The sequence below is a fragment of the Fibrobacter intestinalis genome, assembly GCF_900167415.1.
GTDB classification, from domain to species: Bacteria; Fibrobacterota; Fibrobacteria; order Fibrobacterales; family Fibrobacteraceae; genus Hallerella; species Hallerella intestinalis.
Window position 1 is genome coordinate 56391 of record NZ_FUWU01000011.1, and the last position, 13450, is coordinate 69840.

11 protein-coding genes are annotated in these 13450 nt (G+C 50.5%); 5 read left to right on the forward strand and 6 right to left on the reverse strand.

Annotation, left to right across the window (positions count from 1 at the left end):
* The 3 genes from nuoL to B5D40_RS04600 are packed head-to-tail and all read left to right on the forward strand — an operon-like array spanning position 1 to position 5010.
* Positions 1 to 1959, forward strand: coding sequence for an NADH-quinone oxidoreductase subunit L (gene nuoL / locus B5D40_RS04590; RefSeq protein ID WP_078775954.1), 1959 nt, complete (start codon positions 1 to 3; stop codon positions 1957 to 1959).
* Positions 1959 to 3620: a complex I subunit 4 family protein gene (locus B5D40_RS04595; RefSeq protein WP_078775955.1), complete on the forward strand. Its 1662-nt coding sequence runs from the start codon at positions 1959 to 1961 to the stop codon at positions 3618 to 3620. Before nuoL ends, B5D40_RS04595 begins: the two co-directional genes overlap by 1 nt.
* Entirely contained in the window at positions 3607 to 5010 is a 1404-nt protein-coding gene (locus tag B5D40_RS04600; RefSeq protein WP_078775956.1) for an NADH-quinone oxidoreductase subunit N, read from the forward strand. Before B5D40_RS04595 ends, B5D40_RS04600 begins: the two co-directional genes overlap by 14 nt.
* 344 nt (positions 5011 to 5354) lie before the next feature.
* Here B5D40_RS04600 and B5D40_RS04605 read toward each other — a convergent pair whose 3' ends face one another.
* The 5 genes from B5D40_RS04605 to B5D40_RS04625 all read right to left on the reverse strand — a co-directional run bounded on the left by B5D40_RS04605 (position 5355) and on the right by B5D40_RS04625 (position 9508).
* Positions 5355 to 6458: a fibrobacter succinogenes major paralogous domain-containing protein gene (locus B5D40_RS04605; RefSeq protein WP_073305235.1), complete on the reverse strand. Its 1104-nt coding sequence runs from the start codon at positions 6456 to 6458 to the stop codon at positions 5355 to 5357.
* 1 nt (position 6459) lies between these two features.
* Positions 6460 to 7464, reverse strand: a complete 1005-nt coding sequence (hemB, locus tag B5D40_RS04610) for a porphobilinogen synthase (RefSeq protein ID WP_078775957.1) — start codon at positions 7462 to 7464, stop codon at positions 6460 to 6462.
* 6 nt (positions 7465 to 7470) lie between these two features.
* Positions 7471 to 8301, reverse strand: a complete 831-nt coding sequence (gene dapB / locus B5D40_RS04615; RefSeq protein ID WP_073305231.1) for a dihydrodipicolinate reductase — start codon at positions 8299 to 8301, stop codon at positions 7471 to 7473.
* A gap of 100 nt (positions 8302 to 8401) precedes the next feature.
* A complete protein-coding gene (locus B5D40_RS04620; protein WP_073305229.1) occupies positions 8402 to 8995 on the reverse strand; it encodes an adenylate kinase family protein in 594 nt (197 codons plus the stop codon).
* 108 nt (positions 8996 to 9103) lie between these two features.
* A complete protein-coding gene (locus tag B5D40_RS04625; RefSeq protein ID WP_078775958.1) occupies positions 9104 to 9508 on the reverse strand; it encodes a YkvA family protein in 405 nt (134 codons plus the stop codon).
* Positions 9509 to 9637: 129 nt separating this feature from the next.
* Here B5D40_RS04625 and B5D40_RS04630 point away from each other — a divergent pair, with 129 nt between their 5' ends.
* Positions 9638 to 10807, forward strand: coding sequence for an MFS transporter (locus B5D40_RS04630; protein ID WP_078775964.1), 1170 nt, complete (start codon positions 9638 to 9640; stop codon positions 10805 to 10807).
* Positions 10808 to 10892: 85 nt separating this feature from the next.
* A complete protein-coding gene (gene pheS / locus B5D40_RS04635; RefSeq protein ID WP_078775965.1) occupies positions 10893 to 11915 on the forward strand; it encodes a phenylalanine--tRNA ligase subunit alpha in 1023 nt (340 codons plus the stop codon).
* A gap of 32 nt (positions 11916 to 11947) precedes the next feature.
* Here the strand turns inward: pheS and B5D40_RS04640 are convergent, their stop codons facing one another.
* Positions 11948 to 13006, reverse strand: coding sequence for an MBL fold metallo-hydrolase (locus tag B5D40_RS04640; RefSeq protein ID WP_078775959.1), 1059 nt, complete (start codon positions 13004 to 13006; stop codon positions 11948 to 11950).
* Positions 13007 to 13450: the final 444 nt, after the last annotated feature.

The window sequence follows — 13450 nt, forward strand, 5'->3', positions numbered from 1 at the left end:
ATGATTCCTCTTTGGCTCATCCCTCTGTTTCCGCTGGCAGGAACAATCGTTCTCGCCCTGATTGCGGTCGCGTCTTCGGACAGCAAAAAAGGTCCGGACGAAGGTCTTGTCGGCTTTTTAGGCGTTCTGTTTCCGCTGTTGGCTTTTGTCGCCACGGGACTTCTGGCGTGGAACATGCCTCAAGACGGCATTCACCAGACTCTCGGCAGCTGGATTGACTCGCCGTTGCTTTCTGTCCATTTCGGGCTTCTTTTTGACGGGCTTTCCCGGACAATGCTCCTGTTCATCACGGGAATCGCGACGCTCATCATTCTGTACTCGACCGGTTATATGCACAAAGATCGCGGATTTGCCCGTTTCTTTGCTTACATGAATCTCTTCCTGTTCAGCATGGTCGTGCTTGTCCTTTCCGATTCTCTGGTGCTGACTTTCCTCGGCTGGGAAGGCGTCGGGCTTTGCTCTTACCTGCTTATCGGATTCTGGAATAAGGATTTGAACAATTGCAAGGCGGCGAATAAAGCGTTCTTGGTGAACCGGGTCGGTGATGTCGGCTTTTTGCTCGGCATGGCGATTCTCGTTACCATTGGCGGTTCGGCGTTTTTGAACTATGCGGATTTGACGGCGTGGCTTGTGAATCCCGCATTTCGCGATGTGTTGATTGCGAACCTTCCGCTTTTGACGGTGGCGGGGCTGCTCTTTTTCTGGGCGTGCACCGCAAAGAGCGCGCAGATTCCGCTCCTTACTTGGTTGCCCGATGCGATGGCCGGTCCGACTCCGGTGTCGGCTCTTATCCATGCGGCAACGATGGTGACCGCCGGCGTTTATCTGGTCGCTCGCCTTTCGCCTTTGTTCGTGCGGCTTCCCTATGTGCTGACGATTATCGCTATTGTGGGTATGCTGACGGCTTTCTGGGCGGCCATCGCTGGCCTTTTGCAAAACGACATCAAAAAGGTTCTTGCTTATTCGACCATTTCCCAGTTGGGTTACATGTTCATGGCGGCGGGAGCGGCTGCATTTGACGTTTCCATTTTCCATGTCTTTACGCACGCTTTCTTCAAGGCGACTTTGTTCTTGGGTGCGGGCGCGGTGATGCACGCTCTTGCTGGCGAACAGGATATGCGCAAAATGGGTGGCTTGCTCAAGAAAACGCCGATTACGGCAATGACGATGCTTTTCGCCTATCTCGCTATTATCGGTTTCCCGGGATTCTCCGGATTCTTCTCCAAAGACCTGATTTTGGAACGTCTTTTTGCGTTCAACCCGTCTCTTGGCCCTGTTCTTTATACAATCGGTCTGATTACCGCTGTCATTACGGCAGTTTACATGACCCGCTTGATGGTTCTCGTTTTCTTGGGCAAGTATCGCGGCGACCTTCCGGAATCCCATATTCACGAAGCACCTCTTTCAATGACTTTCCCGATGGTTGTTCTGTCCATTGGTTCCGCCTTTTCGGGATACGCTTGGAATGTCTTTGTTTCGGGTGCGAATTGGTTTGAACGCTGGCTCGCTCCGGTCGTGGACGGTGCACAGAAATTTGCTGCGGCTGTTCGCCCAGAAATGGAAATGGAACCGTCGGTTTTGGTGTTCGCTATTCTAGGGACGATTGCTGCGGTGGCGGGCGCATTCGTCGGTTACGAAATTTTCACCCGCAAGCGCATTCCTGAACTGAAAAAGAATGCGACTACAGTTCCGGAAGGCAAAGCCGGTTGCTGGACGTTCTTCTTTGATTTTATTCACAACGCTTTCATTACAGCTTTTGAAGCTGCCGCTTGGTTTGTGGATGCCATCATCGACAAGTTCATTCAGATTTTGCAATGGATGATTTGCTCCATCGCCTTGATTTTAGGTGACGGAATCCGGAACCTCCAGGTTCGTAAAATCCGCCTGCAAGTGGGATTCAGCATTGCCGGCATGGTACTTATCGCCATTGCGGTCTATTTCTGCGGAGGACTCTTCTAATGTTATACATTTTGGTTTTTGCTCCGTTCCTTGCGGCTCTTTTGATGCTTGCCGCTTCTGGAAAAGATTCCCGTTCGGCGTCTCGCTTGGCGGTTATTCTTTCTTCGCTCCTCTTTGTTTCGGGGCTTTCCCTGCTGGTTTCGGGCGATTACAATACGACCCCGATTCAGTGGTTCACCATTCCCGGCGCAGATGTCACGGTAACTTTTGCGTTTGCTGTCAATGGCTTTTCGGCGTGGATGGTGTTTTTAGCAAATATCATCACCCTTGCCGCCTTGATTTGCGCTAGGAAATCGGCGGGGAGCAACTATCGCAATTATGCGGTCGGCCTCTTTACGCTTTTGGGAGCTTTGAACGGAACGTTCCTCGCGATCGATGCGGTGCTGTTCTTCTTCTTCTTTGAAGCACTTGTATTCCCGGCGGCCATTTTAATCGGTTCTTACGGCGGACAGGAACGGCGCGCGGCTTCGCTCAACTTTGCGATTTACACGTTGGTCGGTTCCGCTCCGATGGCGGTGGCGCTTTGGTATTTGATAACCATGGCGGGAACTTCTTATATCCTTCCGGTCGCCCAAGCGGCGCAAACGCTTCCCGAAACGACCCAAGCAATTCTTTTCTGGTGCTTCGCTCTGGCTTTCTGGGTAAAGACTCCGCTCTTCCCATTGCACGGCTGGCAGGCGCAGACATACGCGGAAGCGCCTGCGGGACTCAGTGCGGTTTTAACGGGAGCCATGTCTAAAGCGGGAGTCTATGGATTCTATTTCTGGGTTCTCGCAATTTTCCCGGCGGCCTCTTTCCAAAACGCCAAGCTGCTGATGGGAATGGGACTTTTGACGGCTCTTTATGGTGCCTTCATGGCGATGCGGGCAAAGGACATCAAAAAACTTCTCGCCTTCAGTTCCATGAGCCATCTTGGACTTGCCATTGCGGGACTTTTTACCCTTTCCATCGACGTTTTCCCGGCTCTTCTGGTTTTGCTTGTCGGGCACGGACTTTCAGCATCGGCGTTGTTCATTCTTTCGGGCTCTGCTGAACGCTTTGCGGGCCATCGCCTGCTCGATAAAATGGGCGGCTTGGCAAACCGCAATCCGGTCTTTGCCTTCTTCTTTGGAATTGCGAGCGTTCTGGCTATCGCTATTCCGGGAACGGCGGGATTTATTGGGGAATTTTTGGTGCTTGTCGGCCTGTGGGGCGTTTGCAAAGTCGCCGCAGTCGTTGCTGGAATTTGCATCATTTTGACGGGCGTCTATATGCTTCGTCTGATTCAGAAGGTTTTGTTCGGGCTTCCGGGCGAAATTTCGGAAGAACAGCAGAAGTTGCGCTTTCCGATTGCCGATGCCGTGGCGACGGCTCCGCTCCTGCTCCTTTTGATTGTTTTTGGCATTCACCCGCAGCCGATTTCCCGTACGCTGGATTACACCACGTCTGCGCAGCAGCAAGAAGAGGAAATCGAAGCGGCGATTTCGGCGGCGGCAGTTCAACCGCTTTCCGCAGAGGATTCGGCAAAAATCGCTGAAGTGATGGCGGCTTTTGCGGACAGCTCGGCGCAGGTTGCCGACGTTCAGTTGGATTCCGCAACAAATCAAATGCAGACTTCTGAAATGCAAAAAAATACCGAGATGAAAACAGAAAACGGGGAGGCGCAAAATGACGTCCGCTAGTTTGATGAATCTCTTGCCGATGATCATCGTCGCTTTGGGCGCGATGGTGTGCATCGCAACGGAACCTTTTATCGCCGACAAAAATAAGCAGAAAGTTCTTCCCTGGGTGGCAAGTGCCTTTTTGCTTTTGGGTTTTGTTTCTTTGCGCTTTGTCCATGTCGGGGCTGAATCGCTGTTCGGCTTTTTGGAACTGGATACTTTGCGCATGTTTTTGCTGGCGACCGTCCTTCTTTGCGCGTTCCTCGGCATTGGCGGTTTGCAGGTGACACTCGCTCGGGAAAAATATCCGGCGGGCGAGCCTTATGGACTGACTCTTTTGGCTACGGTCGGTGTGATGATGATGGTGCAGTCGGTGGATTTCCTCCCGCTGTTCATCGGAATGGAACTTGCCGCGTATCCGGTTTACGGTTTGGTCGGACTCCGCAGAAAAGATCGCAATGCCAACGAAGCGACTTTCAAATACTTTGTCACCGGTGCCGTTTTCAGCGTCCTTTTCCTCTATGGGATGGCGCTTGTCTATGGCGCAACGGGAACTACGCATTTTGGCGGTAAGCAGATTGCTGGCCGCGAAAGCCTGTATTCGCTTGGCGTTCTGATTTCGGCATTTGCTCTTCTCTTTAAGGCGGGAGCCGCTCCGGTACATTTCTGGGTCGCCGACGTCTATACCGGAGCCTCTGTGGCCGTTACCGGTTTTATGGCGGCGGTTATCAAGGTCGGCGCATTGAGTGCTCTCGGTGCTCTTTGGATGCGCTCCGGATTTGAAAAGCTGGCTCCGGTCATCATTGTCGTGGGCATCCTTTCCATTGTCATCGGCGCGTTCTCCGGGCTGGTGCAAAAGTCGATTCGCCGGATATTCGCTTTCTCTGCGGTGATGAATGCGGGATTTATCGTCCTCGGTCTTTTGCTCAAAGATTTGGGAACTATGTACTACTTCCTTATCACCTATGCCATTGGTTCTTCGGGTGCTCTTGCCGCCATTGCGGCGTTTAGCGGGAAAGGCGATGCCAAGGAAAATCTGGACGATATCCGTGGACGCGGTCGTCGTCATCCGTTGGAAGGAGTCGCTGCGGTGATTTGCCTTGCCAGCTTGGCCGGACTTCCGCCGCTTTCGGGATTCCTCGCCAAATTCGTCCTCTTTACTGGCGTTGTCAAAACGGGGTACATTGCCTTGGCCGCATTTGGTTTTGCCCTTTCCATTGTAGCGATGTATTATTACTTGCGGATTGCCATAGCACTTTTTGCTCCCGCTCCCGCAGACGAGTCGCATCCATGCTGCTGTTGCGTCAGCAATTCCACCCGATTCCTTTTGCGATTTGGCGTGGTTGTTGCAGCTCTGGTTTTGGCTGCGATGGCTTTTGTGCCGGTTCTTTTGCCGGTTGTCAAATTCTAGCGAAGGATAAGAAAATGAAAATCCGAGAGCTTCTGCTTTCGGATTTTTTGTTATGGACGTATTTTCTTTAGGAAAATTTCGCAGAATTTTTCGCTTTTTTATTTGTGGAAGAGTTGCGCGGCAAAAATTTGGATCGGAAGGATAGGGACGAAGGAAAAGGACCGTTTATGATTTGCTTGAAATCGCGTGATTAGGGGTTAGCGGTTAGTTGGAAGTTATGAGTTGGGAGCTGGAACTGAAAACTAATAACTAAATTTAATTGCAAGTATTTGCTGGAAGATTGTCCATAATTCCCACAAAAAATGCCGCATGCGCGGCATTTTCAAATTCTCAATTTTATTCCATCAGTCTCCGTCAATGCAGCGAACCGAGTAGCCGTTTTCCGGACGCGGAGCCAATTCACGCACCATGTTGTCGCCCATGCGTCCGAGGACCCAAATCCAAATGGTCGAATTGCGACCGTTCTGCGAACTCCAAAAGGCGGTATATTCTCCCATTTCCACGTAGCGATGCCCGCGGCCCAAAATTTCGCGTCGCCCGGATCCAAACGCCGTAAATCCGTATTCGTCGGTTCCGCCTCCGCCTTGCCAACCGGAACGCGCTTTGAGTTTCGAGGCAAAGGCTTCGCATTTTTGAACGCCGTCATAGCAGCCGGTTAGGCCCGTGAGCATGTCTTGCCATTCCCTGTCCCGCGGCAAATGAAATCCTTTGGGGCAAGCCTTGCGCGCACCCTCCAAAGAATACAAGCGCCCGCTTCGGCTACAATAAGTATCCTTGTCGTCGTAGCACCAGGACTCTCCCGGAATGTTGTAGTTCATATTTTGCGCAAGCCAGGTTCGACCATCGATTTTTATCACCCGGTAAACTTGTCCGTCCCGCGTGTCCGTGATGAATCCGGAATTGCGTTTGACTTCCTGGAAATGCTCCTGTTCCCGAATCCGAAACGCCGCCAGCGAATCCCGCTTGACTTTTTCCGAGCGTTCTTTATTCGCTTTCCAGTATTTTTGCGCTGTGGCATTTTTGAATTTGATGCGCAGATCTTTTAGCGCATACAATTCGTCGTCGCAAGCCAAATCCACGCCCTTGATATCGACAATCAAATTTTCTTTTCCGAAAGCCTGTGGCCCTTGGACGTAAGAAATCCACGCTTCTTTCGTTTTGTTGCAAAGCCCGTAGAAACGCTTGTTCTCGATGGTGTCGGCAGGGACTTTCATCACGCCGGAAACCACAAATTCCACATTGTCGCCTTTTACTGCAAACGATACAGGCTGCTTTTCTCCGTAATATTCGTAGGTCATAAAACGGACTTGCCCGACAATGGGAACGCTTTCGTATTCCCCCGAACCTTCTGCATGAAAAATCGCATCCCATGTACGTGGGGGCGTTGCCTGCGCCAATCCCGCCAACATCATCACGCCAAATCCCAACATTCCCGCCAGTTTATTCATTTTATTTTTCCTCTTGTAAGAGTTTTGCCGCTTCTTTTGCGAAATAGGTCCAAATGATTTTTGCGCCAGCGCGCTTGATTCCCATGAGGCTTTCTAGAACGACTCGACGGCGATCCAGCCAACCGTTTTGAGCCGCAGCGCAAAGCATGGCATATTCGCCGCTGACCTGATACGCAGCGACAGGAACTTCCGAAAAATCCGCCACTTCGCGCAAAACGTCCAGATAGTAGCACGCCGGTTTTACCATCACCATGTCGGCGCCTTCTTCGATGTCCAGGGCGACTTCGCGAATCGCTTCCTTGCGGTTTGCCGGATCCATCTGGTATGTTTTTTTGTCGCCCGCTTTGGGTGCAGAATCCAAGGCGTCTCGGAAAGGCCCGTAAAATGCGGATGCGTATTTGGCACTGTACGCCATAATGGAAGTCCTTGTCAGCCCTTCGGCGTCCAATGCTGCCCGAATCGCTCCGATGCGTCCATCCATCATGTCGGATGGGCAAACAAAATCGGCTCCGGCTTTCGCATGGCAGACCGCCATTTTGCACAGGACTTCCACCGTTTCGTCGTTGAGGATTTCACCCGTCGGCGAAACAATGCCGTCATGCCCGTCGATATTGAACGGATCCAGGGCGACGTCCGTCATCACGACAACTTCCGGAAATTTTTCCTTGATGGCCCGAACGCAAGTCGGTACAAGTCCGTCGGGATTGAAACTTTCGCTGCCTGTCCGGTCTTTTTTTTCTTCGGCAATGCTGGGGAACGGAGCGATGGCTTTAACGCCCAACGCCACGCATTCTTCGATTTCTTTCAACAGGACATCGACGGTTTTGCGGGTCATTCCCGGCATCGAAGGAATTTGTTCCTCTCGCTGGGAACCTTCCATGATGAACACCGGATAAACCAGATCTTTCACGGAAAGTTCCGTTTCGCGAACCAAATCACGAACCGTTACGCTTTTTCGGTTACGGCGCGGACGCTGAGTCAAATCTAAAGAAAAGGGATGATTCATAATTCCTCAACGCATTCTGCCGGAACGCAGAACGTCCATCATATCGAAAGGTTTTGCGGAACCTTTTTTCAATTCTTCCGCCAAAAAATTCACGGCATCGACGGAGCCTTCCGCATAGATTTTCCGCCCGCATACGTTGTGCTGAAATTCAAAATGTACGGTGCCGTCTTCGCTGTCGAGGCTGTAGGTGTGAAAGGCGTGTCCGGAAAGATAGGCTTCTGGAACTCCCATCCGTTCCATCGCTTCCTTGTCGTTGCGCACTTTTTCAATCTGGCTTTCGTCGATGTTCAAGCCCATGTTCGCAAAGGAGTGGGCGACCGCTTTTGCCGTTCCGCTCGTGTCCGCTTTGGTTTTCTGGTGGCTTTCGACAATGGAGAGCTTGTAACCCGAAAATGCCGTCGGGAATGTTTGGGAAAGCCATTCGATCATCGCTTGGAATGCAACGATTTGCTTTGCCATATTCGGCGCAATCACGCTCGGGTGATTCGCTTCGGCGACGAGTTTTTTCAGGGCTTCCCGGTCGCCGCCGGTCGTTCCCATGACAAACGGAATCTTGTGCGCCACATAAAAGGCGGCGTTATCGTTCACGGCGGTCGGGTGCGTAAAATCGACGGCGATCAGTCCCGGATATTTTTCCAAGACTTCGCCGATGCGCGCTTCCCGATTGGAAGGTTTCAAAAGCTGGATGTTCTTGCCCGCGACTTCCGATTCATTTTCGACGATGATTTCCCCGGTCAAAGAATAGGGAACCAGTTCCAATCCTCGCTTGACGCAGGTTTCCGCCACGATTTTTCCCATATTTCCCGGAATGCCGTTTACCATTACCAACGTTGCCATAAAGACTCCTTGCCGCTAAATATTGATGCGCTCCAAAGATAGAAAAAACAAAAAAAGAATCGCTGATTGGCGATTCTTTTTCATCGAGAAACAAAGGAAACTAGGCGTTCTTTTTGAAGTTTACGTATGCGCGAAGCACGTCGCAGAATACTTCGTCCGGCGTGTTGTCGCCCACAATGTGGCTGATGATTTTAGGGTCGTATTTTTCCAGAACTTTCGCGGTGGAGTCCTTGTAAACGTTCAAGCGGTTCTTGATGACGTTTTCGTCGGCGTCGTCCTTGCGTCCTTCGATTTTGGCGCGGTTCAAAAGGCGGGCGACGATCGTCGCTTCGTCCTGAATGTCAAGTACAAAGATATGTTTCACATCGACAATCGGGCGAATCAAATCGACCTGAGCGACCGTGCGAGGGATGCCGTCCAAAAGGAGGGTGTCCTTTTCCGGGTTCAACTTGTTCGTGTTTACCAGCCCTTCTACATAGCGTTCAAAAATTTTGACGGTCGCTTCGTCTGGGACCAAAAGGCCTTTGCTCGAATAGGAGGCGAGCAATTTGCCCGATTCGCTCGACGGTGCGATGCCGCGGAAAATGTCGCCCGTGGAAAGATGCTTCAGAGAAGTGGTCGCTGCGAGTTTTGCGCCGACAGTTCCTTTTCCAGAACCCGGAGCACCAAAAATAAGAACAGCAGAAATAGCCATAATGGTATCCTCTTGAAAAATTGTTTCGCTGGCAAATGTAGAAAATAAACCTGCCCGCCGTTGGTGCTTTTGAATTTCGCTTGGAAATTCCCGGATTTGTTTGCACGATTATTTTACAATCAAGGCGACAATGGCGGTGACAAGTCCCCCAAATAGCAGAACAATGCCGACGGTCGCCAAAATTAGGAACCATTTGAAATACTTGACGATTTTCACCAGCAGCGACTTTTGATTGCTCGTAAATTGCTGCACCACATTGAGTACTGCAAATGCCGACACGCCCAAATCGTCCATCCACCCCAAGACCGGAATGGCATCGGGCAAAATATCGATAGGGGAAAAGGTATATAGTCCAGCAAGAATGGAAAGAAAAATCGCCAGCCCTTTCTGCAAATCAGACGCTCCTTTTTCGGCCTGTTTGCTCGCCGCTTTTTTGTCCGCTTCTTTTTGTCGCTCTTTTTGCAACGTTTTCACGTCGCCGATTTCCACATAGGGCTCTTCTTTTTTCTGCATGAATCCTCGGACAAAGTGCTTCTGTTCTCCGCAAAGAGAATTTATAAAAATCGGAGAGCTTTCTTTAACAATGGACGTTTTTTTCTTTTGGAATGGGATATCGGGACGATTATTTCTACATTGTGCGATATGGAAAAACTTTGGTCTAAAACTTTTGTTTTAGTCGGCATCACCAATTTTCTACTTTTCTTCGCCTTTTACGAATTGCTGCCGATTCTTCCGCTCTACATCCTCGAAAAGTTTCACACGGGGGCCACGGTCTCGGGAATTATCATTTCGCTGTACACGATTGGCGCGTTGTTCTGCCGTCCTTTCGCTGGTTTTCTGGTGGATTCTTTTTCGCGAAAACCGCTCTATCTTGTGATGTATTTCTTTTTCGCGTCCATGTTTATCGGCTATGTCGCTGCGGGAACTCTTTTTTTGCTCGGGCTTTTCCGCTTTTTGCACGGAATCTGTTTTGGTATCGCCAGCACTGCGGGAAATACGATTGCCATTGACGTTCTTCCGTCCAGTCGGCGGGGCGAAGGAATCGGCTATTTCGGCGTGACCACCAATCTGGCTTTTGCCACGGGACCCATGACGGGAATGTTCCTTTACGAAGCGTTCGGCGAAATTCCGGTTATCGCTCTTTCCGTTGTTTTGTGCGTCATCGGGTTGATTCTCATCCTTTGCATTCACCCGAAAGCGAAAGCCATCAAAAAGAATGCCGCACCGATTTCTCTCGACCGATTTTTTCTGACCAGAGCCATCCCTCAATTTTTTAACATGCTTTTAATCGGTTGCGCCTATGGCCCGCTGACCAATTACATCGCCTTGTATGCCAAACAGAATTCCCTTTCCGGTTCCGGCTATTTTTATGCGCTTATCGCCATTGGGCTTATCGCTTCCCGACTTTTGACCGGCAAGTTGATTGACCGCGGTTACCTGACCCGCCTGATTTCCATTGGGCTTCTTTTTGTTTCTTCCGCCTACCTTCTTTTTTCTGCGTTTCCCCATCCATTTCTATTTCTCGCTTCGGCGTTTTTCATTGGCTGCGGTCTGGGGCTTGTTTTTCCCGGCTACCAGACGATGTGTGTCAATCTCGCTCGTCACGACCAGCGCGGCACCGCGACTAGTACTTACCTGACCGGCTGGGATCTGGGAATCGGGCTTGGCATTCTTGTGGGTGGACCGCTTGCCGAATCGTTCTCTTACGCAACCATGTTTTTTTGCTGCGGAGTGTTATTGCTGGCATCCTTCTTGTTCTTTGTGAAAAAGACCGCTCCGCATTATCGCAAAAATCGTTTGACGGAATCATAAACGTGCGATTCTTTTCAAAAGGAATAATGCGCTTTGACGGCAAGACTAACGGCAGTAAAAACATTTTTCTACATTGTAGGCCATGATGAACGAAAGCATTTCTAAAGTCCGCGAACAGTTTGAAACCGAACTCGCCCAAACGAATTTGAACGCAAAAGACGCCGTTGATGCGCTCCGCGTCAAGTGGCTTGGCAAAAAAGGTCAAGTCACCGGCATGATGAAGCAGATGGGAACTCTTCCCGCCGAAGAGCGGCCCGCATTTGGAAAACAGGTGAACGAATTGAAACAGTTCGTTTCGGAACACATTGACAATGCGCTGGCAGAAGCGCACAAAAAGGCGCTGGAAGCGGAACTGGAAAAAGGCTGGACGGATATCAGCTTGCCGGGGAATGGCATTCCTGCGGGGTCCACGCATCCTGTTTACGACGTGCGCGAAGAGATTATCGATTTCTTTAGCCAGATGGGATTCGCCGTCGATTCGGGCCGGGACATTGAAACGGACTGGTATAATTTCGAAGCGTTGAATACGCCGCCCGATCATCCCAGCCGCGATATGCAGGACACGTTCTACCTGGGCGACAAGGTCATGCTTCGCACGCAGACTTCCGACACGCAGATTCACTACATGGAAACGCACAAGCCGCCATTCCGCATGATTGCGCCGGGCCACGTCTTCCGAGTCGATAACGATGCGACTCACGCTCCCATGTTCCAGCAGTGCGAAGGACTTGTCGTCGATGAAAATATCACATTCGCCCAGCTCAAGGGCGTGTTGCAGATTTTTATGAACAAGCTTTTTGGCGAAGGCGTCAAAACGCGCTTCCGTCCGAGTTTTTTCCCCTTTACGGAACCTTCTGCGGAAATGGATGTGAGCTGCGTGTTCTGCGGCGGCAAGGGCTGCAAACGCTGCAAGGGAACCGGCTGGATGGAAATCGGCGGTTGCGGCTCGGTGGATCCGAATGTGTTTAAAAATTGCGGAATCGATCCGGAAAAATACACCGGCTTCGCCTTTGGCTTCGGTCTTGACCGCATAGCGATGCTCCGCCACGAAATTCCGGAAATCGGTTTGATTACCTCGAACGACCAGAGATTCCTTTCGCAATTCTGAAGAGCGTATCTAAAAATTCATTTTCAAAAAATTTACGGAATCTCCACGATTTCGCCAATGGTCGGCGTTATGACGGGAAGCCCCTTTTCTTGAAGTGCTTTGGCGTTTTGCGTCGGCTCGTTCCATGGGTGGTAAGACAATTTGAATTTGGAATGGTGCACCGTGACAACGTGTTGCGCTCCAAGCTCCATCGTTTCTTTTTCCAGTTCTTCGGGCAGGGTGTGGATCAATTTCCAATCCTTGTTGTATTGACCGTTTTCCAAAATGGCCAAAGTGATGTCGGAAAATTGTTCTCCCAATTTCTGAAAGTGCTTGCCGTAACCGCCGTCGCCGCCGATAAAGATTTTCTTCCCGTCCGGAGTTTCCACGAGGAACGATGCCCAAAGGGTTTTCTGCGGAAAAACGCTTCTGCCCGAAAAATGCCGCGCCGGAAGGCAGTGGAATTTGAAGCCGTCGCCCGTGGCAAGGGAATCGCCCCAATCCAATTCCGAAATTTTTTCTTCCGGAAATCCCCAATATTCAAAATCCTCGCCGACGCCAAGTCCTGTAACGACTTGCGCAATGCGGGGCTGAAGTTCTTTGACCGTCCGGTATTCCAGATGGTCGTAGTGGTCGTGCGAAATAATCAGATAGTCGATGTCCGGCATATCTTCCGGCTTGTAAATGTCTGTTCCCGGAAAAGGTTTGTTGATGAATTCAAAAGGCGCGCCCGCGTAAAAAACCGGATCGACAAGAATGCGTTTTCCCGAAAGTTGGAGCAGGTAAGAGGAATGCCCGAACCAGACAAAAAGGTCTTTATTTCGATCCAGATTTTTCAGGTTTGTGCGGATTGCTTGAATTTGCCCGGAATCGGGAACGGTGTTCGGGTATTTTTTGAATAGAAAGTGGAGCAGGGCTTGAAAGGAGCCTTCGTCACCCGTCATTGTAACGGTGGGCTCTTGATTTTGAAAATGGCCGTCTTTGTAATTCGGGGATTTTTCAATGCGCTCCAAGCGTTTGCCGCTGGGAATTTTTCCGAATTGCGGTTGGTTGAGAATGCCGACGCCAGTAATGCCGATTATGCCGACGATGGAAAGAACAATAAGGAACATCGGAACTCCGGTTTTTGTAAAATATACGATTTAGAGACGACTCGAAGTCAAGAGGTAAATTAGGGGGGGGAGTGATTAGTTGTCAGTTATTAGTTGTTAGGGTTCATAGGAGAAACGGCTGCATCCGACGAGGATTCCTGAAACTTGGAATTTCCGATTCCATAATTGAAGTATCCCTGAAACAAGTTAGTGATTTGGGGGGGGGAGTTAGGAGTTGGGAGTTGGAACTGATAACTGGTAACTGAGTTCACCGTGTGAAAGAAAATCCCACGTGTGAAAAGAAGAACTCTTCCTCTCTCCACGGCACAATATCCAATTCTACCCCAGAACCTAAAACTTCCAACCACAAAGCGTGGCGGGGGATAGGGTGAAGGGAAAAGGGGGCTGCCCATGAGTCTTAAGAGTTTTACTCTTTTAGACGAATTGTCCCTGGAAGGGAGCCTT